At 73.3% G+C, this 19617-nt stretch carries 20 protein-coding genes; 13 read left to right on the forward strand and 7 right to left on the reverse strand.

The features are described from left to right. Nucleotides 1–14: 14 nt before the first annotated feature. The 3 genes from KBY32_RS26490 to KBY32_RS26500 are packed head-to-tail and all read left to right on the forward strand — an operon-like array spanning nt 15 to nt 2378. Entirely contained in the window at nt 15–1076 is a 1062-nt protein-coding gene (locus KBY32_RS26490) for a MupA/Atu3671 family FMN-dependent luciferase-like monooxygenase (RefSeq protein WP_115504801.1), read from the forward strand. After that, entirely contained in the window at nt 1073–1612 is a 540-nt protein-coding gene (locus tag KBY32_RS26495) for a flavin reductase family protein (RefSeq protein ID WP_210981893.1), read from the forward strand. The genes KBY32_RS26490 and KBY32_RS26495 overlap by 4 nt, the downstream gene beginning before the upstream one ends. Nucleotides 1613–1628: 16 nt before the next feature. Then, complete coding sequence (locus KBY32_RS26500; RefSeq protein WP_055622037.1) at nt 1629–2378, forward strand: sulfite exporter TauE/SafE family protein; 750 nt, start codon at nt 1629–1631, stop codon at nt 2376–2378. 116 nt (nt 2379–2494) lie between these two features. Here the strand turns inward: KBY32_RS26500 and KBY32_RS26505 are convergent, their stop codons facing one another. After that, on the reverse strand, nt 2495–3625 hold the full coding sequence (locus KBY32_RS26505; protein WP_247690020.1) for a DUF3103 family protein: 1131 nt from the start codon (nt 3623–3625) through the stop codon (nt 2495–2497). Nucleotides 3626–3831: 206 nt separating this feature from the next. Further along, a complete protein-coding gene (locus KBY32_RS26510; RefSeq protein ID WP_210981895.1) occupies nt 3832–4107 on the reverse strand; it encodes a DUF3253 domain-containing protein in 276 nt (91 codons plus the stop codon). A 260-nt stretch (nt 4108–4367) separates the two neighbouring features. Here KBY32_RS26510 and KBY32_RS26515 point away from each other — a divergent pair, with 260 nt between their 5' ends. Further along, nucleotides 4368–5087 (forward strand): HEAT repeat domain-containing protein, encoded by a 720-nt coding sequence (locus KBY32_RS26515; RefSeq protein ID WP_210981896.1) that lies wholly within the window; start codon nt 4368–4370, stop codon nt 5085–5087. After that, nucleotides 5081–6103, forward strand: a complete 1023-nt coding sequence (locus KBY32_RS26520) for a HEAT repeat domain-containing protein (RefSeq protein ID WP_210981897.1) — start codon at nt 5081–5083, stop codon at nt 6101–6103. Before KBY32_RS26515 ends, KBY32_RS26520 begins: the two co-directional genes overlap by 7 nt. Before the next feature lie 10 nt (nt 6104–6113). On the opposite strand, the gene KBY32_RS26525 is transcribed toward KBY32_RS26520, so the two are convergent. Both KBY32_RS26525 and KBY32_RS26530 read right to left on the reverse strand, forming a co-directional pair. After that, the gene (locus KBY32_RS26525; RefSeq protein WP_210981898.1) at nt 6114–6731 is read right to left on the reverse strand and encodes a VOC family protein; all 618 of its coding nucleotides are present in this window, start codon (nt 6729–6731) and stop codon (nt 6114–6116) included. Between the two features lie 67 nt (nt 6732–6798). Further along, the gene (locus KBY32_RS26530) at nt 6799–7491 is read right to left on the reverse strand and encodes an SDR family oxidoreductase (protein ID WP_374224994.1); all 693 of its coding nucleotides are present in this window, start codon (nt 7489–7491) and stop codon (nt 6799–6801) included. A 389-nt stretch (nt 7492–7880) separates the two neighbouring features. On the opposite strand from KBY32_RS26530, the gene KBY32_RS26535 reads away from it, so the two are divergent. From KBY32_RS26535 to KBY32_RS26550, 4 genes are all read left to right on the forward strand, one after another. Continuing rightward, nucleotides 7881–8270, forward strand: a complete 390-nt coding sequence (locus tag KBY32_RS26535; protein ID WP_181890209.1) for a cell division protein SepF — start codon at nt 7881–7883, stop codon at nt 8268–8270. Between the two features lie 138 nt (nt 8271–8408). Further along, nucleotides 8409–9695, forward strand: coding sequence for an ATP-binding protein (locus tag KBY32_RS26540; RefSeq protein WP_247690022.1), 1287 nt, complete (start codon nt 8409–8411; stop codon nt 9693–9695). Further along, nucleotides 9692–10021, forward strand: coding sequence for a nucleotide pyrophosphohydrolase (locus tag KBY32_RS26545; protein WP_210981899.1), 330 nt, complete (start codon nt 9692–9694; stop codon nt 10019–10021). The genes KBY32_RS26540 and KBY32_RS26545 overlap by 4 nt, the downstream gene beginning before the upstream one ends. Nucleotides 10022–10237: 216 nt before the next feature. Beyond that, a complete protein-coding gene (locus KBY32_RS26550) occupies nt 10238–10708 on the forward strand; it encodes a DUF6099 family protein (RefSeq protein WP_055622026.1) in 471 nt (156 codons plus the stop codon). 25 nt (nt 10709–10733) lie between these two features. Here KBY32_RS26550 and KBY32_RS26555 read toward each other — a convergent pair whose 3' ends face one another. Next, nucleotides 10734–10916: a hypothetical protein gene (locus tag KBY32_RS26555; protein ID WP_210981900.1), complete on the reverse strand. Its 183-nt coding sequence runs from the start codon at nt 10914–10916 to the stop codon at nt 10734–10736. Between the two features lie 242 nt (nt 10917–11158). On the opposite strand from KBY32_RS26555, the gene KBY32_RS26560 reads away from it, so the two are divergent. From KBY32_RS26560 to KBY32_RS26570, 3 genes are all read left to right on the forward strand, one after another. Next, nucleotides 11159–12082, forward strand: a complete 924-nt coding sequence (locus KBY32_RS26560; protein ID WP_210981901.1) for an LLM class F420-dependent oxidoreductase — start codon at nt 11159–11161, stop codon at nt 12080–12082. Between the two features lie 144 nt (nt 12083–12226). Then, a complete protein-coding gene (locus tag KBY32_RS26565; RefSeq protein ID WP_210981902.1) occupies nt 12227–13696 on the forward strand; it encodes a 3' terminal RNA ribose 2'-O-methyltransferase Hen1 in 1470 nt (489 codons plus the stop codon). Beyond that, nucleotides 13693–16233: a polynucleotide kinase-phosphatase gene (locus KBY32_RS26570; protein WP_210981903.1), complete on the forward strand. Its 2541-nt coding sequence runs from the start codon at nt 13693–13695 to the stop codon at nt 16231–16233. The genes KBY32_RS26565 and KBY32_RS26570 overlap by 4 nt, the downstream gene beginning before the upstream one ends. A gap of 3 nt (nt 16234–16236) precedes the next feature. On the opposite strand, the gene KBY32_RS26575 is transcribed toward KBY32_RS26570, so the two are convergent. Both KBY32_RS26575 and KBY32_RS26580 read right to left on the reverse strand, forming a co-directional pair. Then, the gene (locus tag KBY32_RS26575; RefSeq protein WP_210981904.1) at nt 16237–17133 is read right to left on the reverse strand and encodes an NAD(+)/NADH kinase; all 897 of its coding nucleotides are present in this window, start codon (nt 17131–17133) and stop codon (nt 16237–16239) included. Continuing rightward, on the reverse strand, nt 17130–18161 hold the full coding sequence (locus KBY32_RS26580) for an SPFH domain-containing protein (protein ID WP_210981905.1): 1032 nt from the start codon (nt 18159–18161) through the stop codon (nt 17130–17132). The genes KBY32_RS26575 and KBY32_RS26580 overlap by 4 nt, the downstream gene beginning before the upstream one ends. Before the next feature lie 125 nt (nt 18162–18286). Between KBY32_RS26580 and KBY32_RS26585 the strand changes: the two genes are divergently transcribed. After that, on the forward strand, nt 18287–19510 hold the full coding sequence (locus KBY32_RS26585) for an arginine deiminase (protein ID WP_210981906.1): 1224 nt from the start codon (nt 18287–18289) through the stop codon (nt 19508–19510). The last annotated feature ends 107 nt before the right edge of the window (nt 19511–19617 follow it).

Here is a 19617-nt window from a genome sequence, read left to right on the forward strand (position 1 = left end):
AGGACGTCAACCCTATGGATTTCAGTCTGTTCTACTTCGCCAACGAGCAGGAGGCGGAGGCCGACTCGACGGACCGCTACGGTCTGCTGCTCGAAGGGGCGAAGTTCGCCGACACCCATGGTTTCACCGCGGTGTGGACCCCTGAGCGGCACTTCCACGAGTTCGGCGGCATCTACCCGAACCCGTCCGTGCTGGGGGCGGCCGTCGCGGCCGTCACCGAGCGCGTCGGCATCAGGGCCGGAAGCGTGGTGGCACCGCTGCACCACCCGGTCCGCATCGCCGAGGAGTGGTCGGTCGTCGACAACCTCTCCGGCGGCCGGGCCGGCGTGTCGTTCGCCTCCGGATGGCACCCGCACGACTTCGTCCTGCGTCCGGAGAACTTCGCGGACCGCAAGGCGAAGCTCGAGACGATCGTGGAGGACGTGCGCGAACTCTGGCGCGGCGGCTCCGTGTCCTGCACCGACGGGGCGGGCGAGACCCGGTCCGTCCGGTCCTACCCCCGGCCCGTACAGGCCGAACTCCCCGTCTGGATCACCAGTTCGGGCGGTCCCGAGACCTTCCGGGCGGCGGGCCGGGCGCGGGCCGGACTGCTCACCCACCTCGTCGGGCAGAGCCTGGAGGACCTGTCCGACAAGGTCGCGCTCTACCGGGAGGAGTACGCCGCCCGGTCCGGTTCCGACGAGGACCGCGGGAACGTCGTCCTCATGCTCCACACCTATCTGCACGAGGACGGGGACGTCGCCAAGGAGACGGTCCGCGAACCGCTGACCGCCTATCTCCGCAGCTTCGCCGGACTGACCATGAGCTCCGGTCCGAAGGGCCGGCGGATCGACCCGGAGGCGCTCAGCCCCCGGCACTTCGACGCCCTGGTCGCGCGTTCCTTCGAGCGGTACTTCGACGAGGGCGGTCTGCTCGGCACGCTCGACAAGGCCGTCGACGTCGTCGAGCGGGTACGCAAGGCCGATGTCGACGAGATCGCCTGCCTGATCGACTTCGGCGTGGACCGCGAGAAGGTCGTGGCCGGGTTCGACCTGCTCGGCCGACTGCGGGCGGCCACCTCGGACCGTCACCGATGACCCGTACCGAGAGCGCCGACCGGGTGCGGCTGCCGGAACATCCGCCCAGTGAGTTCCGGCGGTCGGCCGGCCGGTTCCCCACCGGCGTGACCGTGCTGACCTGTGTCCGGGACGAGGAGCCGCACGGCATGACGGTGAACGCGTTCACCACCGTGTCGCTCGACCCGCTGCTCGTTCTGGCGGTGCTCAAGACCGGCTCCCGGACCACCCGGCAGGTGCTGTCGGGCGACGGGTTCGCGGTGACCGTGCTGAGCTCCCTCCAGGAGCCGGCCGCCAGGTCGTTCGCGGACCCGGTCCGGGCCCGGGGGAGCGCCGCGTTCTCCGCCGTCGCCCATGCGCCCGCGCCCCGCACCGGTGCGCCGGTGCTGCTCGGGGGGATCGCCTACTTCGACTGCCGGGTGGAATCCGTCCACCCGGCGGGCGACCACACCATCCTCGTCGGCGCCGTGCAGGCGTTCGGCACGCTGTCGGAGGAGCCCGCACTGCTGTTCAGCCGAAGCCGTCTCGGTGCCGAGCCGGACCCGCGGTCGCCATGAGAGGTCCGGGACAGCGTTGAACGGATGGGATTTCGGACTGCTGACGGTCGCCGCCACCGGAGCGGGCGCCGTCAACGCCGTGGTCGGCTCGGGCTCGCTGATCACGTTCCCCGCTCTGGTGGCGATGGGCTACCCGCCGATCCTGGCCACCGTGTCCAACAACGTCGGGCTCGTGCCCGGTATGGGCGGCGCGGTGTACGGCTACCGCCGGGAACTCACCGGACAGGGCGGGCTCCTCCTGCGGCTCGCGGTGGCCGCCGGGGGCGGTGCGCTGATCGGCAGCTTCCTGCTGCTCCGGCTGCCCTCCGCCTGGTTCCAGAAGATCGTGCCGGTCCTCATCGGCACCGCCTGCGCCCTGGTGATCCTCCAGCCCGTCCTGGCCCGCAGAATGGCCTCCGGGCGACGGCAGGGCGGAGCGGGGCTCCGGCTCGGGGTGTTCGGGACCGGCATCTACGGCGGCTACTTCGGGGCCGCGCAGGGTGTCGTCCTCATCGGACTGCTGGGAGCCCTGACGACCAAGGAACTCCAGCCCCTGAACGCCATCAAGAACGCCCTCGCGCTGACGGTGAACCTGGTGGCGGCGATCGTCTTCGTCAGCGTCACCACCGTCGACTGGTACGTCGCCGGGATCGTCGCGGCGGGGTCGACCCTCGGGGGCCTGCTCGGCTCACGGTACGGCCGGTCGCTGTCGCCGACGGCCCTGCGCGGCGCGATCGTCGCCGTGGGACTGCTCGCCATGGCTGATCTGATCGCCAGATCGTGGTGAGCAGGAGTCGTCCTGGGCCGGTTCCGCCCGGGGGTACCGGCCTGGCCCGGTACCCCCGCCGGAGCGACCGCGAGGCCTGTCCGGCGGGAGCGGGGCGCGGACGTGCCGCTTCGGGGTCAGAGCTCGGACACGAAGTAACGCTCCACCGTCATCCGCGCGTTCGCCGAGGCGCCCGTGCGGGTGCCGGTGGTCTCGCGGGCCAGGGTGTAGAACGCGTCGACGTAGTCCGGGTCGTCGGTCCACCAGGACGTGGGCATCGCGTCGATGACCGCGTCGACCAGCGGGATGTACGCGCCCTGGTCGGCGATCGTCAGCAGGACCGCGGCGAGTGCCTTGGCCAGTGACGAGTAGTTGGTGTCCCCGTCGTCCTCCATCAGGACGACATCGGCCAGGTTGTACTTGTAGTTCGACCAGTTGACCAGGATCTGGCCCGGGGAGTACGTCGTGCCCTCGTCGTCGATGTACGGCATCGTGACCGTGTCGACGCGGACCTTCCCGTCCGTGCCGAAGCCGGTGACCAGGCCGAACATCTCGGCGTCGCCCTTGAACCACGGCTCCTTGACGTCCGCCACGCTGATCGACTTGATCCGGGTCGTCCAGAAGCCGGAGGCGGACGCGGATGTGTTGATGCCCGGGCTGGTCAGGCCCCGGGCGGCCAGCTCCTTGTCGATGACCTTCAGGCCGGCCTCCAGCGCCGTCTGCCCGTCGACGCCGACGACGTAGACGGGCCGGTCCGGTGCCTTGGCCGCGTCCAGTTCGTGCGCCCTGCCCGCGCTGTCGTAGGCCACGACGACCTCGGCGTCCTCGGACGGCGCCGACGCGACCAGCGGGGCGGTCCGGGCGAGGTCGGCCGCGCTCGCCGACGGGCCGGCGAGGCTCACCCGCAGCAGGGGTGGCGCCTCCCTGCCGAGCCCCTTCGCGCGGGCGACATCCGTCTCGGCGCCGGCGAGGGTGCCGCGGAAGCCCCTCACGGACGACGTCCGGGACGTCGCCGTCAGGGCCAGCAGGTCCACGTCCTCGCCGGCCAGCGTCGCCGCCGCGACCTGCTTGCGCCAGGCGGGCTCGGCGAGCGTACGGGCGAACGCGCGCGCCGTCGTGTCCTCGATCCCGGCGACGGGTGAACTCTTGGCGGGGGCCGGTGCGGTGGGGGCGTCGGCCGCCCCCGCGGTTCCCTGAAGGGTGGTCAGGGCCAGGCCGCTCAGCGCGAGCGCGGTCAGTGCCGCGCGGAGCCGTCTCTCAGCGAACAACTCGTCCTCCATGCATGGGCGTTGCCCGAGTGGGGGGCATGCCGGAAGTACCGCCGTGCGGCGCACGACGGCCGTGCTCGTGCGAGTGCGGATTCAGTGTGGAGGGTGTTCGTCTACGCGGATAGATGGCCGGGTGGCGATTCATGGCCATAGGTGGCCGACTGCCGGAAAAATTCAGAAGCGCTTCGGGAAGAGGGGGGTGGGGTTCACCAACCCGCGCGGCGGATGCGGAGCGGGCCCCGCGCCTCGCTCTCCTTCACCGGCCGGCCGCCCTGCGTCACCTCGACCTTGCCCGCCGCCACCAGACGCCAGGCCGCCCGGCGGGCCGGTTCCATCAGCGCGCGCCAGCCCTCGTCGTCCCCGTCGTGGACCTCGCGCGCCGCGTCGGACGGGCAGATCGAGGACGTGGCCGCGCGGCGCTCCAGCAGGCCGATGATGGCCTGCTCCAGGCACCGGTCGAGCTGCCGGTCCGTCTCCGTCACGCCTCCCAGTGTGGCACCGCCCCACCTGCCCCAGACGTCGTGCACCACGGAAGCCGCACGTACGAGGCGCACAGCGACAGCAGCGCACCGGCGACGGAGACACCCGCGCAGGCGAGCGCGACGATGCCGAGGTGCCCGGCCGGACGGGCCGGGGGACCGGACACAGGGGACGGCGTCGCCCGCGCGCGGAATCCCGCACCCCTCCGACCCGGCCCGGACCGGGTGCCTTGACCTTGACACGGTGACAAGGTGTCCCCTGGGTGCAGGAGGTGGTCCCGATCGACCCGACAGACACGACCCCGCACAACGCCCGCCTGACCGGTGCCCTGAGCGCCGAGGAACCCTCGATCCGGCTCAAGGCGGCCCTGGCGGCCGGCACGTCCGCCGACCCCGGACTGCTGGACACCCTCGTGGAACGCTGCGCGGTCGAACCGGACTTCTTCGTACGGGACATGCTGTCCTGGGCCCTGACCCGCCTCCCGTCCGAGCCGACCCTGGCCCGCGTCCGGCGCGAGCTCGGCGCTGCCCGCGCCCAGGCCCGGAGTCAGGCCCTGCACACCCTCTCCAAGATCGGCGACAGGAGCGTATGGGCGTCGATCCCGCGTGCGCTGCTGCACGACGCCGACGACGAGGTGGCCCGGACCGCCTGGCGCGTCATGGTCGCCCTCGCGCCCGAGGACGAGGCCACCCGGGCCGACCTGGCCGGGGAACTCGTCCGGCAGCTCGGACGCGGCGACCGTGCCGTACGGCTCAGTCTGAGCAGGGCGCTCGTCGACCTCGGGGAGGCGACCCGGACCGCCCTGGAGCGGGCCGCCGCCGACCCCGACCCCGCGGTGGCCACGCACGCCGCCGCCACCGAGGTGCTCAGGGAGCGGCCGGAGGCCGGCTTCGACGCGGCGGTGGACGAGGCCCGGCGGATCGTCGCCCTGAGCCGTGCACCCGAAGTCCCGCCCGCCGCCCAGGGGGCCGGACCGTGCTGATCGGCGAGGTGGCCCGGCGCTCCGGGGTGAGCGCCCGGATGCTTCGCCACTACGACGCCCTCGGCCTGGTGCGGCCGACCGGCCGGACCGTCGGCGGCTACCGCGAGTACTCCGCCGAGGACATCCGCCGGATCTTCCACGTGGAGAGCCTGCGCTCCCTCGGCCTCTCCCTGCACCAGATCGGGCAGGCCCTGCAGGACCCGGACTTCACCCCGGCCGCCCTGGTCGGCGACCTCATCCGATGGACCCAGGAGCGGCTGGAACGCGAACGGGAACTGCTCGAACGGCTCCGCGCGATCGACGCGTCCGCGCCCACCGACTGGCAGGACGTCCTGCGCGTCGTCGCACTCATGCAGGGCCTCGACTCACCCAGTGCCGCGCGCCGCCAGCAGACCGTGCTGACCCGGCGGAACGACGAACCGGTCCCGGCCGACCTGCTCGCCAAGGCCGTTCTGACCGAGTCCGACCCGGTCGTGTCCGGCGCCCTGCGCTGGGGGCTCGCCCGGGCCGGCGACCAGGGATCGACGGCCGGGGTGACGGCCCTGGCCGCCGGCATCCGCGACGAGGACGCCGCCGTCCGGCGACGTGCGACGCTCGCGCTCGCCGAACTGGCCGGGGTTCCCGCCGCGACCGCCGCGCTGGAGGAGGCGCTCACGGACCCGGACCCGACCGTCCGCGGGCCCGCCGCTCTCGCGCTGGGCCGGCGGGGTGTGACCGAGGCCGTGCCGGTGCTCGTCGCCCTGGTGGCCGAGGGCGTCAACGACGTCGACGCCGCGGAGGCACTCGGCGCGCTGTCGGAGGAGCCGGCGACCGCCGACCGCGTCCTGACCGCCCTGACCGGTGAACTCGACGCCCCCGGCGCCGACTCGGCGACCCGGATCCGGCTCACCCAGGCGCTGGTCGAACTGCCGGGGACCACCGGGCTCGAGGTGCTGCGCCGGCTGGCCCACGACGACGACCACGCCGTCGCCCGCGTCGCCGCGGCTTTCGTCAAACTGCTCGACGAACGTCAGTAGAGGCGCGCCTCTACTCCGGCAGCTCCGTGCCCGCCTGCTCGGCGACCATGTACCGGGCGTACCGGTCCGGCCAGTCGGGGTCCTCCGCGCCGGTGCGCGCCTCGTGCTCGCCGTGCGCGGCGGCGGCCCGGCGCAGGGCGCTCGCCAGGTCCCCGGCCGAGGAGTACGTCGTGGTCGCGGGGTCGAGGCGGCCCGGGAGCCGGGTGGTGATCTCCTGGAGCACGTACCCGTTCCCGTCCGGGTCGCTGAACGACAGGAAGGAGCCGTAGCTGGTCCGCTTCGGGTCGGGTCCCGGCACCCGCGCGTCGGTGCCGCCGTGATGGAAGACACCGCCGGCGTCGTGGAAGACCTCGCTCGGATCGGCGCCGTTCCGCTTCAGCTCGGAGTGGGCCGCCTCGATGTCGTCGACCACGAGGTGCAGGCCGCGTGCCGTGCCGGGAGCCTGTTCGGTCACGGACGTGCCGAAGATGACCGACGCCGGTGAGCCCGGAGGGGTCACCTGCACCACCCGGAACGAGTCGTCCGTGGCGACGTCCGCGTCGAGCCTCCAGCCCAGTCCCGTGTAGAAGTCCTTCGCCCGGTCGACGTCGGACACCGGCACCACGACGATCTCCAGTTTCATGTCCATGGTTGTGAGGCTCCCGTCTCGGAGTGGGGGCGGCGGGGGGGCAGGCGTCCGGCCGTACGCCGGGCGCTCAGCGCGCGACGAGTTGCTGGCCGCCGTCGATGTCGTAGGTGGCGCCGGTGAGGGCGCCGTTGGCCATGATGTGCAGCGCGAGGGCGGCGACGTCCGCCGGGCCGACGACCCGGCCGATCGGCAGGGTTCGGCGCAACTCCTCGCGGCGTTCCTCCAGTCGGTCGCCCAGGAGGGAGGCGGACAGGGGCGTGTCCACGAAGCCCGCGGCGAGGAGGTTCACCCGTACCGGGGCGAGTTCCACGGCGAGGTTCGCCGCCAGCGCGGGCAGGGCCGCGGTGAGCGCGCCGATCACGGCCATGCCGGGGGCGGGGCGCCGGGCCCCGGTGCCGCCGATGAACAGCAGCGAGCCGCCGGGCCTGACCTTGTCCCGGCAGGCCCGCCCGGCCGCGAGCAGCATCGCCAGCCGCCCGCCGAAGTCCCGTCCGCCCGCGCTCAGATCGAGCTCGGCGAGCGGTGTGTACGACGGACTGCCCGCCGTCACCAGGACGTGGTCGACCTGTCCGGGGAGGTCCCGCAGGAACCCCTCCAGACGGTCGGCGTCCATGGCGTCGAACGCGGCCGTGCTCAGCGGGTCCAGCTCCTCGGCCGCCCGCTCCAGACGCGCGGGATCGCGGGCCGTCAGGATCACGTCACCACCGGCCGCCCTGACCTGCCGGGCGGTCTCCAGGCCGATGCCCGAACTGCCGCCCACGACCACGACCGTCTGCCCGGCGGGGCCTCCCGATGCCGGGGGAACCACGTCCGTCTCGTCGCTCGCTCGCACAGGAGCCCACCGCCGTCCGCACGTCCGACACGCACGAGCCTGTGGCAGGGGGCATACCTGGGTCAGTCGTGTGCCTGCCGGACTTTCCCGCCCGTTCCCGGGCGCTCCGCCACGGACTGCCCGGCTCGAGACATCAGTCTGTCACCCGTCCGGCCGAGTCGCACCCGGACCGGGCAAGGGCCCGGACAACCCGGGTACCGCTCCGTGAGGCCCGGTCGTTACGGTCGCCGGCCGTGTCGGTGTTGGGCCGAACGGGTGACTTGGCGTAAGAATTGGCTGGTGCAGGCATTGAGGGCGATTCAGGTCGGGGTGAGCCGGTGAACAGCTACGACGTCACCGATGAACAGTGGGAGGGGCTCGCCCAGGTCGTGCCGCTGCGGGGGCGCGACGCCTGGCCGTCGGCGGTGGACCACCGTGCGATGCCGGAGGCGGAGACCGAACCGCGCCGGCGTTTCGTCGTCCTTCGGGTCAACGTCTTCGGGGACGCCCGCGAGGTCGCGGAGACGCTGATGGCGGGCATCCCGGTGCTGCTGGATCTCACGGGCGCCGAGAACGAGGTCGCCAAGCGGGTGCTCGACTTCAGCACGGGCGTGGTCTTCGGGCTGGGCAGCGGGATGCACCGCGTCGACCGGAACGTGTTCCTGCTGACCCCGCCGGGCACCGAGGTGAGCGGACTGATGCAGACGGCCGGCGTCCCCGGCGCGTGAGAGCGGGGGGTGGCGTGGGCGTCACCTCTTCCGCGCGCCCGGGCGCCGGGGAGCGCACTCCGCCGCCGTAGCCCGTTCGTAGGAAGCCCGCGAGGGTGGAACGGTTCGCCTGAGGGAACCGGCCCTACCGTCCCCGACATGGGCCTTTCCTCTGTCTCCGGTGCCGTGTCCGTACCGCCCCAGGGCCGGCGCACGGGGGTCCCGGCCTCCGTACGCCCCTCCGGACCGGTGGCGAGGGAGGTCCCCGCACGCCCGTCCGGACCGATCGCGGCGGAGGCCGCCGGGGAGCGCCCCGGCGGCGGTCAGCCGGACGCACCCCGCCCCCACGTCGTCGAGCTGCGGCTGTCCGCGTTCGCCGGGCACCGCCGGGCCGTGTTCCCGCTCGGCCCGTGCACGTTCCTCGTGGGCCCCAGCGGCTCCGGGAAGACGACCGCGCTGCGGGCGTACGAGGCACTGGCCCGGCTCGCCGGGGGCCGCACCGTCGGCGAGGCGTTCCCCGACCCCGCGACCTGCGTTCCGGAGCGGGCCCGCCCGGACGCCCAGCGGCGGCGCGGCTTCCGTATCGGCTGCACCGCCGACGGCCCGGAGGGCCCGGTACGGCTCGACGTGGCCGTGCAGGCGGAACCCGAACTGCGGATCGTGGGGGAGCGGTTGAGCGCGGACGGCGTCGTACTGCTGGAGACGGCCCTGCGCGACCCCGGCCGCCGCCATGTGCAGGCCGCCTGGCACACGGCGGGCCAGACCCCGGTGACCCGGGCGCCGCTCCCCGACGACCGGCTCGGCACGGCGCTGCTGCCGCTGCGGGTGTCCGGGCGGACGGACGGCCAGCGGCGGGTCCTCGCCGCCGCCGAGCAGATGGTGGTGGCCCTGCGGTCGGTGTTCGCCTGCGACCCCTGGCCCGGGCGGATGCGGGCCCCGGTCCCGGTCGGCTCCGGCCGGCTGCTCGGGAGCTGCGACAACCTCGCCGACGTGCTGTGGCGCACCCGCTCCGAGTGCGTACGGCGGCACGCCCGACTCGTCGCCGCCGCCCGTGCCGGATGCGCCGGACCGGTCACGGACGTCGTCGCCGAACTGCAGGCGGACGGCACGGTCCGCGGCCTCCTCGACCGCGGCGACGGCGTCCGCACCACGCTCGGCCGGCTCGGCCACGGGGAACTGCGCTATCTCGCGCTGTCCCTGGTACTGCTGACCGGGCCCGGGGTCCTGGAGGTCGACCCGGTGCGCGAGGTGCCGGCCGCCCTGCAGACCCTGAGCGTCCTCGCGGACGGCCTCGACCGGGGCCTGGACCCGGTGCAACGCGCCGAGTTGACCGCGCTGGCGGCCCGTATGGGCGAGCGGGGCCACATCCGGCTGGTCGGGTCGGTCAGCGACCCCTCGGGGCCGGCGGAGACGCCCGGTGTGACGGTGGTACACCTGGAGCCGTGACCGAACCCCTCGATGTGGCCGGCCTCCAGCGCCGACTGACCGAGTTCGCCGCCGCGCGCGCCTGGCAGCCGTACCACACGCCGAAGAACCTCGCCTCCGCGCTCAGCGTGGAGGCCTCCGAACTGCTGGAGATCTTCCAGTGGTTGACCCCGGAGGAGTCCGCCCGGGTCATGGACGACGACGGTACGGCCGCCCGCGTGCGGGACGAGGTCGCGGACGTCCTGGCGTATCTGCTCCAGTTCTGCGAGGTGCTCGGCATCGACCCGCTCGCCGCGCTGGACGCGAAGATCGACCGCAACGAGCGCAGGTTCCCCGCGCCCGAGTGAGCGCCTGAGTGAACGCCTCAGTGGCCGCCCCGTGAGGGATTAGTTCCACTTTCACTCTCCGTGGCGATTCGGCGGTCCGTATCCGAAAAGTTGTCCGCAGATTTCCGCCTTCCTCTGGCTTTTCGTCTCAACGCCCTTCACTCTGGGTAGTGGATAAGGGAGTTCGGAGTTCAGGTGGACGTGTGGGCAGCGCGTCCAGACGGACGGGGACTGCGGATGGACGCGGTGCGGCTGATCATGAACAGCAGGCGAGCGCTGGCGGGAAGCGGCGGCGCGCCGGACATCATGACCGAGGTGTGGCAGGCGCAGGCGCTCGCCCAGGCGATCGGCAGCCGCCTCGCCGTCTACGGACCACCCGAACTGCGCGGGGAGGCCATCGGGTTGACCGAGCTCGCGGGCCGTGGCTGCGGGGTCCTGGAGGCCCCGGAGCTCGCGGAGGGCGCGTTACGCGCCGCCCAGCTCACCGAGCTGGGCGACGCGCGGCAGGCCCTGATGAACCTGGGGAGCCTGCTCGGCGAGGCCGGTATCGCGCTGGTCGGCGTGGCCAGTTCGGCCGACGACGAGACGACGTACTGGCGCTGCATGGAGGCGATCGACGCCGCGGACGAGTCCCGCGACCGGGTCCTGGAGATGCTCCGCAGACTCGCGGACCGCGACGAGGTCCTGGCGGAACGGGAGGCGGGCTGACCTCCCCCACGTGAGGGAAGGCCCGTCAGACGGTTCCGCCCTCCGCCGCCGGTGGCGTGCCCCGTACGCCCCCGGTCGACTGGAGGCCGGCGTCCAGGGCCGACAGATCGGCGTTCAGGGCCGCCATCAGTTCCTCCATCTGCTCCAGCAGGCCCTTCGGCCGGCCGGTCCCCCCGCCACCCATCGGTGGGTCGAACTCCTCGGACATGACGGCCTCCTCCGGCCCGCGGCGCCCCAACGGCAGTGGGCCGACCTGGTGACACCCCGGCGGTGACAGGCCGGTGCGGGAGCCGGGCGGCCCGGCTCCGACCGAGCAAACGATCATCGTCCGCGCCGGTCACCGGCCGGGCGGCGGCAGTCAAGGGCGGCGGCCGGATTCACCCGCCCGTGGCCCACAACGGAGCCAGGCCCCGGGCGGCCGATGCGCGCCTGGGCGTGCAGGATGGAGGCATGGATCTTCGCATCTTCACCGAGCCCCAGCAGGGGGCCACCTACGAGACGCTGCTGACCGTGGCGAAGGCCACCGAGGACCTCGGCTTCGACGCCTTCTTCCGCTCCGACCACTATCTGAAGATGGGCGACGTGGACGGGCTGCCCGGCCCTACCGACGCCTGGATCACCCTGGCCGGTCTCGCCCGTGAGACCCGGCGCATCCGCCTCGGCACCCTGATGACCGCCGCCACCTTCCGGCTGCCCGGCGTGCTCGCCATCCAGGTCGCCCAGGTCGACCAGATGTCCGGCGGCCGCGTCGAACTCGGTCTGGGCGCGGGCTGGTTCGAGGACGAGCACAAGGCGTACGGCATCCCGTTCCCGAAGGAGAAGTTCGGGCGCCTGGAGGAGCAGCTCGCCATCGTCACGGGGCTGTGGGAGACCAAGGTCGGCGAGACCTTCGACTTCCAGGGGAAGTACTACACGCTCAGCGACTCGCCCGCCCTGCCCAAGCCGGCCCAGGACCGCATCCCGGTGCTCATCGGAGGCCACGGCGCCACCCGCACGCCGCGCTTGGCAGGCCGTTACGCCGACGAGTTCAACATGCCGTTCGCCTCGGTGGAGGACTCCCAGCGGCAGTTCGGCCGGGTCCGGGACGCCGTCCGGGAGGCCGGCCGCCGCCCCGAGGACCTCGTCTACTCCAACGCCCTCGTCGTCTGCGTCGGCAAGGACGACCAGGAGGTCGCCCGCCGCGCCGCCGCCATCGGCCGCGAGGTCGACGAGCTGAAGGAGAACGGGCTGGCCGGTTCGCCCGCCGAGGTCGTCGAGAAGATCGGCCGCTACCAGGAGGCGGGCTCGCAGCGGATCTACCTCCAGGTGCTCGACCTGCACGACCTGGACCACCTGGAGCTGATCTCCGCCGAGGTCCAGTCGCAGCTGTCGTAGCGGCCACGGACCGTCGCGTCCGCACGCCCCGGGGACCCGTCCCCGGGGCGTCGTCGTGCGCCCGAAATTCCCGGGTGCCGCCGGCGTGCGCTCGATACGGTGTGCGGAACCGCAGTTCAGACCACTACGTCAAGGTCATCCACCGTGTTCCTGACCCTCACCACCACCGGCACCCCGGAGCGCCCGGCCACCGATCTCGGCTATCTGCTGCACAAGCATCCCGGGAAATCGCAGGCGTTCTCCACCTCCTTCGGCACGGCCCACGTCCTCTACCCCGAGGCGGACGCCGGGCGCTGCACCGTGGCGCTGCTGCTGGAGGTCGACGCGGTGGCGCTGGTCCGGCGCGGCAAGGGCAAGGGACGGGGCGGCGCCCCCGACGCGGCGCTCGCCCAGTACGTCAACGACCGCCCGTACGCGGCCTCCTCGCTGCTCGCCGTGGCGCTGAGCTCGGTGTTCTCCAGTGCGATGCGCGGGGTGTGCCACGCCCGCCCGGAGCTGCCCGGCCGGCCGCTGCCGCTGCGCGTCGAGGTGCCGTCGCTGCCCGCCCGGGGCGGCGCCGCGCTCGTCGGGCGGCTGTTCGAGCCGCTCGGCTGGGACGTCACCGCCGAGCCCGTACCGCTCGACGAGCGGTTCCCCGAGTGGGGCGACTCGCGGTACGTCCGGCTCGTCCTGGAGGCGGACACGCTGACCCTCGCCCAGGCCCTGCGCCACCTGTACGTGCTGCTCCCGGTCCTCGACGACGCCAAGCACTACTGGGTCGCCCCCGACGAGGTCGACAAGCTGCTGCGCGCCGGCGAGGGCTGGCTGCCGGACCACCCCGAGCAGAAGCTGATCACCAGCCGTTATCTGTCCCGCCGCTGGTCGCTGACCCGGGAGGCGCTGGAGCGGCTGGAGCTGGTGCGGCTCGCCGAGAGCGACGACAGCGAGGTCGAGGACATCGACAACGCGGTCGCCGACGAGACCGAGACCGAGGAGAAGCCGGCCCCGCTCGCCGTGCAGCGCCGCGACGCGATCCTGACCGCGCTGCGGGCGGCCGGTGCCGCGCGCGTGCTCGACCTGGGCTGCGGGCAGGGCCAGCTGGTGCAGGCGCTGCTCAAGGACCCGGCGTTCACCGAGATCGTCGGCCTGGACGTGTCCGTGCGGGCGCTCACCATCGCGGGGCGGCGGCTGAAGCTGGACCGGATGGGGGAGCGGCAGGCCGCACGCGTGAAGCTGCTGCAGGGCTCGCTCGCCTACACCGACAGCCGGCTCAAGGGGTACGACGCCGCCGTGCTCAGCGAGGTCGTCGAGCATGTCGACCCGCCCCGGCTGCCCGCCCTGGAGTACGCGGTGTTCGGGTCGGCCCGCCCCCGCACCGTCCTCGTGACCACCCCGAACGTCGAGTACAACGTCCGCTGGGAGAGCCTGCCCGCCGGGCACGTCCGGCACGGCGACCACCGGTTCGAGTGGACGCGCGAGGAGATCCGCGCCTGGGCCACAGCCGTCGCCGAACGGCACGGCTACGGCGTGGAGTTCGTACCGGTGGGACCCGACGACCCCGAGGTGGGGCCGCCGACGCAGATGGCCGTGTTCGCACGCGACGTGACCGGGGAGAAGGAGGCGAAGGCCGCATGACCGAGACCACGCAGGGGCGGGTCCTGCCCGTCACCGACCTCTCCCTCGTCGTCCTCGTCGGGGCGTCCGGCTCCGGCAAGTCGACGTTCGCCCGCAGGCACTTCAAGCCGACCGAGGTGATCTCCTCCGACTTCTGCCGGGGCCTCGTCGCCGACGACGAGAACGACCAGAGCGTCAGCCGGGACGCCTTCGACGTCCTGCACTACATCGCGGGCAAGCGCCTGGCGGCCGGCCGCCGTACGGTCGTCGACGCCACCAGCGTGCAGCAGGACGCCCGGCGGCAGCTCGTCGAGCTGGCCAAGCGGTACGACGTGCTGCCCATAGCCATCGTGCTCGACGTGCCCGAGGAGGTGTGCGCCGAGCGCAACGCGGCCCGCACGGACCGCGCCGACATGCCGCGCCGCGTCATCCAGCGGCACATCCGCGAACTGCGCCGCTCGCTGCGGCACCTGGAGCGCGAGGGCTTCCGCAAGGTGCACGTCCTGCGCGGCGCCGACGCGGTCGAGCGCGCCACCGTCGTCACCGAGAAGCGCTTCAACGACCTCACGCATCTCACCGGCCCGTTCGACATCATCGGCGACGTCCACGGCTGCGCGTCCGAACTGGAGGCGCTGCTCGGCAAGCTGGGCTACGTCGACGGCGTGCACCCCGAGGGCCGTACCGCCGTCTTCGTCGGCGACCTCGTCGACCGCGGCCCGGACAGCCCGGGTGTGCTGCGGCGCGTGATGGCCATGGTCAAGTCGGGCGACGCGCTCTGTGTGCCCGGCAACCACGAGAACAAGTACGGGCGCCACCTCAAGGGCCGCAAGGTCCAGCACACGCACGGACTCGCCGAGACCATCGAGCAGATGGAGGGCGAGAGCGAGGAGTTCCGCGCCGAGGTGCGGGAGTTCATCGACGGACTCGTCAGCCACTACGTCCTCGACGGCGGCCGGCTGGTCGTCTGCCACGCCGGCCTGCCGGAGAAGTACCACGGCCGTACGTCGGGCCGGGTCCGCTCGCACGCGCTGTACGGCGACACCACCGGCGAGACGGACGAGTTCGGGCTGCCGGTGCGCTACCCGTGGGCGGAGGACTACCGGGGCCGCGCGGCCGTCGTGTACGGCCACACCCCGGTCCCCGAGGCCACCTGGCTGAACAACACCATCTGCCTCGACACCGGTGCCGTCTTCGGCGGCAAGCTGACCGCGCTGCGCTGGCCCGAGCGGGAACTGGTCGACGTACCCGCCGAGCAGGTCTGGTACGAGCCGGCCCGGCCGCTGCGCACGGAGGCCCCCGGCGGCCAGGACGGCCGGCCGCTGGACCTGGCGGACGTGCACGGGCGCCGGGTCGTGGAGACCCGTCACCACGGGCGGGTCGCGATCCGCGAGGAGAACGCGGCGGCGGCCCTGGAGGTCATGAGCCGCTTCGCCGTCGACCCCCGGCTGCTGCCCTACCTGCCGCCGACGATGGCGCCCACGGCGACCTCTGCGGTCGACGGCTACCTCGAGCACCCGGCGGAGGCGTTCGCCCAGTACGCGGCGGACGGCGTCGAGCGGGTCGTGTGCGAGGAGAAGCACATGGGCTCGCGCGCGGTGGCCCTGGTCTGCCGGGACGTGGAGGCGGCACGCCGGCACTTCGGTGTCGACGGCCCGACCGGCTCGCTCTACACCCGTACGGGCCGCCCGTTCTTCGACGACCCGGCGGTGACGGAGACGATCCTCGAGCGGATCCGCACGGCCGCCGGCGAGGCGGGCCTGTGGAGCGAGCTGGACACCGACTGGCTGCTGCTCGACGCCGAGCTGATGCCGTGGTCGCTGAAGGCCGCCGGGCTGCTGCGCTCGCAGTACGCGGCGGTCGGCGCCGCGGCCGGCGCGGTGTTCCCCGGTGCCCTCGCGGCACTGGAGAGCGCCGCCGGGCGGGGCGTCGACGTCTCCGGACTGCTGGCGCGCCAGCGGGAGCGGGCCTCGGACGCGGCCGCGTTCACCGAGGCGTACCGCCGCTACTGCTGGACGACGGACGGCCTGGACGGCGTACGGCTCGCGCCGTTCCAGCTCCTCGCGGTCCAGGGCCGCAGCCTCGCCGCGCTCCCGCACGACGAGCAGCTCGCGCTCCTGGACCGGCTCGTGGAGCACGACGGCAGCGGCCTGCTGCGGACCACCCGGCGCCTGTACGTCGACACCGGTGACCCGGAGTCGGTCCGGGCGGGTGTCGACTGGTGGCTGGAGATGACCGGCCGCGGCGGCGAGGGCATGGTCGTCAAGCCGCTCGGCGCGGTCGTGCGCGACGAGCGGGGCCGGTTGGTGCAGCCCGGCATCAAGTGCCGGGGACGCGAGTACCTGCGGATCATCTACGGCCCGGAGTACACGCGCCCGGAGAACCTGGAGCGGCTGCGCAAGCGGTTCCTGAACCACAAGCGCTCCCTCGCCCTGCGCGAGTTCGCGCTCGGCGTGGAGGCCCTGGACCGGCTGGCCGGGGGCGAGCCGCTGTGGCGGGTCCACGAGGCCGTGTTCGGCGTGCTGGCGCTGGAGTCGGAGCCGGTCGACCCGAGGCTGTGAGCCTCAGCCGGCGAGGCGCAGACGGTCCGGGCACACCCCGACCCGGACCGTCTGGCCCCACGTCAGCTCCAGGGCGTCCGACTCCATGCCGTCCCCGAACGCGACCAGCCGCTCGGACTCGACGGTGAGGGAGAGCCGCCCCGCCGCCAGTTCCCCCGCCACCAGGGACGTCCCGGTGGCGGGGGACGGCCAGGCCTCCCGGACGAACCACAGCAGGCGCTCCTCCGTGGGGGAGGGCAGCACCGGCCGCCCTCCCCGCTCCTGCCACACCGACCGCAGCCAGCCGGTCGCCCCGGTGCCGGTCCCGACGATCACCCCGGACGAGGCCTGGGCCTCGACGACACCCCCGTCGCCCTCCAGGTCCAGGCGGTAGCGGGCCGTCTGGTGTCCGGCGGCGCCCAGGTAGATCTCGTTCAGCGCCACCAGACGCTGGGTGTCGTCGGTGACGGCCTCGACCATGGTCAGCTCGTCGCAGCGGGCCGTGCGGGCCTGCGTGGCCGCCAGCAGGGCCGCCGCGTCGCTCGGGCGGTGCCGCACCAGCACACCGGGGTTGCGGCCCGGGTCGGTGTCGATGCCCACCACCGGCTGCCCGGCGAGGTACTTGGCGACGTTCGCGACCAGGCCGTCCTGCCCGACGACGACCACCACGTCCTCCGGCGCGAACAGGAAGCGGTCCAGGTCGGCGCGTTCCACCCGGGCCTGCCGCCAGGTCAGCGGGATCGCCGCCGCCACCTCGGCCAGCGCCCGGCGGGTGCGGTGGTGCCGGTCCGCGATCTCCTCGATGTCCCGGCCGCGCGAGGAGAGGAAGAAGGCGGCCTGGCCGTGCGTGCCGTGCCGGGCCACCAGCTCCTCGTACTCGGTGGTGCGGTGGACGAGGACCACCCGGGGCGCGAGGCTCACTCCCGCGCTCCCAGCCGGCTGAGCAGCCCGGTCAGCAGATCCGGCGTCACGGTCACGCTGTCGATCCGCGGCAGGTTCTCCGCCAGCCGGGTCCCGGTCAGCGCGTGCAGCGTCGCCACGTCGACGTCGGCGTGCACCCGCAGCCAGGCCGCCTGGGCCTGCGCCCGCGCCTCGCCGATCTCGCGCGCCCCCTCGGCCTCGGCCCGCGCCAGCCGCACGGACCGGGTGGCCTCCGCCTCCGCGAGCCGTACCGTCCGGGCCGCCTCCGCCTCGGCGCGCACGGCGTCCGCGGCGGCGCCCTCCTCGGCCTCACGGCGCGCGTTGGTGCCGCGCTGGTCGACCAACTGCTCCTCGCGGCGGGCGAGTTCGATCTGGCTGGCCAGTTCGTTCTCGGCGATCGCGCGCTCCCGCTCGACGGCCACCGCCCGCCGCTCGTACGTCGCCCGGTCGGCCTCCTGCTGGATCTGCTCACGCGCCGGGGTGCGCAGCGCCCGCTCCACCTCCGGTTCGGGACGCAGGGCCACCACCCGTACGGCGACCACCTCGATGCCGGTCCCCGGCAGGCGGGGCTCGCCGGCCAGCCCGGCCGCGATCCGCTCCCGTACGGCGGTGACGCCGTCGGCGAGGGCCGCCGCCAGCGGCGTACGGGCCAGGACGTCCAGGGCGTGCTGCTGGGCCGTCTCGGTCAGCAGGGTGCCGAGCTGCTCCAGCGGGGCGCCCCGCCAGACGCCCGTGTCCGGGTCGATGGAGAAGTCCAGGCGGGCCGCGGCCGTCGCCGGGTCGCTGATCCGGTAGGTGACGGTCGCCTGCACGGCCACGTCCTGGAAGTCCGCGGTGCGGGCGTGGAACGTCATCGCCAGCTCCCGGTCGTCGACCGGGACCTCGGAGAGCGCGGCGGTCAGCGCCCGGTACCAGAAGCTCAGGCCCGGGCCGTCGTGCAGCAGCTTTCCGCCGCGGTGGTGGCGGATGTGCGCGGTGGGCGCACCGCGCAGATGGCGCCAGCCGAGGCGCCGGGTGATGTCGGCCATGGAGCCTGCCCCCTCTTTCTCGTCATAGAGACGATAACGAGCGAGGCCACTTGTCGTCAAGAGGACGAAAAGAAGTAGTCGACAAGGAGGGGGTGAACGCGGGTCCCTTTGGTCAGGATGAAGGCATGGGACTGCATGTCGACTCCGAGGCCGGGCGGCTGCGCCGCGTCATCCTCCACCGGCCTGATCTCGAGCTCAAAAGGCTCACCCCCAGCAACAAGGACGCCCTGCTCTTCGACGACGTGCTGTGGGTGCGCCGGGCGCGCGCCGAGCACGACGGGTTCGCGGACGTGCTGCGCGACCGCGGGGTCGAGGTCCACCTCTTCGGCGACCTGCTCACCGAGGCCCTGGAGATCCCGGAGGCCCGGCGGCTCGTCCTGGACCGGGTCTTCGACGAGAAGGAGTACGGGGTCCTCGCCACCGACCACCTCCGCGCGGCCTTCGAGGGGCTGCCCGCCCCCGAACTGGCCGAGGCGCTGGTCGGCGGCATGACCAAGCGCGAGTTCCTGGACGCGCACTCCGAACCGATCTCCGTGCGCTTCCACGTCATGGAGCTCGACGACTTCCTCCTCGCCCCGCTGCCCAACCACCTCTTCACCCGTGACACCTCCGCCTGGATCTACGACGGCGTCTCGGTCAACGCGATGCGCTGGCCCGCCCGGCAGCGCGAGACCGTGCACTTCGAGGCGATCTACCGGCACCACCCGCTCTTCCGCGACGAGGACTTCCCCTTCTGGTCCGAGGGGCAGGCCGACTACCCGTCCACCATCGAGGGCGGGGACGTCCTCGTCATCGGCAGCGGCGCGGTCCTCATCGGGATGAGCGAGCGCACCACCCCGCAGGCCGTCGAGATGCTCGCGCACAAGCTGTTCGCCGCCGGGTCGGCGCAGACGATCGTCGCCCTCGACATGCCGAAGCGGCGCGCCCTGATGCACCTCGACACCGTGATGACCATGGTCGACGGCGACGTCTTCACCCAGTACGCGGGGCTCGGCATGCTGCGCTCCTACACGATCGAACCGGGCGCCGGCGACAAGGAGCTGAAGGTCACCGACCATCCGCCCGAGCACATGCACCGTGCGATCGCCGCCGCCCTCGGCCTCAGCGAGATCCGGGTGCTGACCGCCACCCAGGACGTCCACTCGGCCGAGCGGGAGCAGTGGGACGACGGCTGCAACGTGCTGGCCGTCGAGCCGGGCGTCGTCGTCGCCTACGAACGCAACGCGACCACCAACACCCATCTGCGCAAGCAGGGCGTCGAGGTCATAGAGATCCCGGGCAGCGAGCTGGGGCGGGGGAGGGGCGGGCCACGCTGTATGAGCTGCCCGATCGAGCGGGACGCAGTCTAAGCCGGTCGGCGGGTGGCCTCGGGGCGGGCGGCACGGGTGGCTGTATATTAATTCTGAAGGTCGTATAGACTTCCACCGTCTTTGTTTCCCGCATCTCTGGAGCGCCC

This window comes from Streptomyces sp. RK62, from assembly GCF_018070255.1.
Taxonomy (GTDB): Bacteria; Actinomycetota; Actinomycetes; order Streptomycetales; family Streptomycetaceae; genus Streptomyces; species Streptomyces nigra.

What these genes read in the sequence shown, in the direction of transcription:
- KBY32_RS26495 (WP_210981893.1), top strand. Translation starts at nt 1,073, where the DNA reads ATGACCCGTACCGAGAGCGCCGACCGGGTGCGGCTGCCGGAACATCCG.
- KBY32_RS26555 (WP_210981900.1), bottom strand. Translation starts at nt 10,916, where the DNA reads ATGTCCGAGGAGTTCGACCCACCGATGGGTGGCGGGGGGACCGGCCGG.
- KBY32_RS26560 (WP_210981901.1), top strand. Translation starts at nt 11,159, where the DNA reads ATGGATCTTCGCATCTTCACCGAGCCCCAGCAGGGGGCCACCTACGAG.
- KBY32_RS26585 (WP_210981906.1), top strand. Translation starts at nt 18,287, where the DNA reads ATGGGACTGCATGTCGACTCCGAGGCCGGGCGGCTGCGCCGCGTCATC.
- KBY32_RS26550 (WP_055622026.1), top strand. Translation starts at nt 10,238, where the DNA reads ATGGACGCGGTGCGGCTGATCATGAACAGCAGGCGAGCGCTGGCGGGA.
- KBY32_RS26525 (WP_210981898.1), bottom strand. Translation starts at nt 6,731, where the DNA reads ATGGACATGAAACTGGAGATCGTCGTGGTGCCGGTGTCCGACGTCGAC.
- KBY32_RS26580 (WP_210981905.1), bottom strand. Translation starts at nt 18,161, where the DNA reads ATGGCCGACATCACCCGGCGCCTCGGCTGGCGCCATCTGCGCGGTGCG.
- KBY32_RS26570 (WP_210981903.1), top strand. Translation starts at nt 13,693, where the DNA reads ATGACCGAGACCACGCAGGGGCGGGTCCTGCCCGTCACCGACCTCTCC.
- KBY32_RS26490 (WP_115504801.1), top strand. Translation starts at nt 15, where the DNA reads ATGGATTTCAGTCTGTTCTACTTCGCCAACGAGCAGGAGGCGGAGGCC.
- KBY32_RS26540 (WP_247690022.1), top strand. Translation starts at nt 8,409, where the DNA reads ATGGGCCTTTCCTCTGTCTCCGGTGCCGTGTCCGTACCGCCCCAGGGC.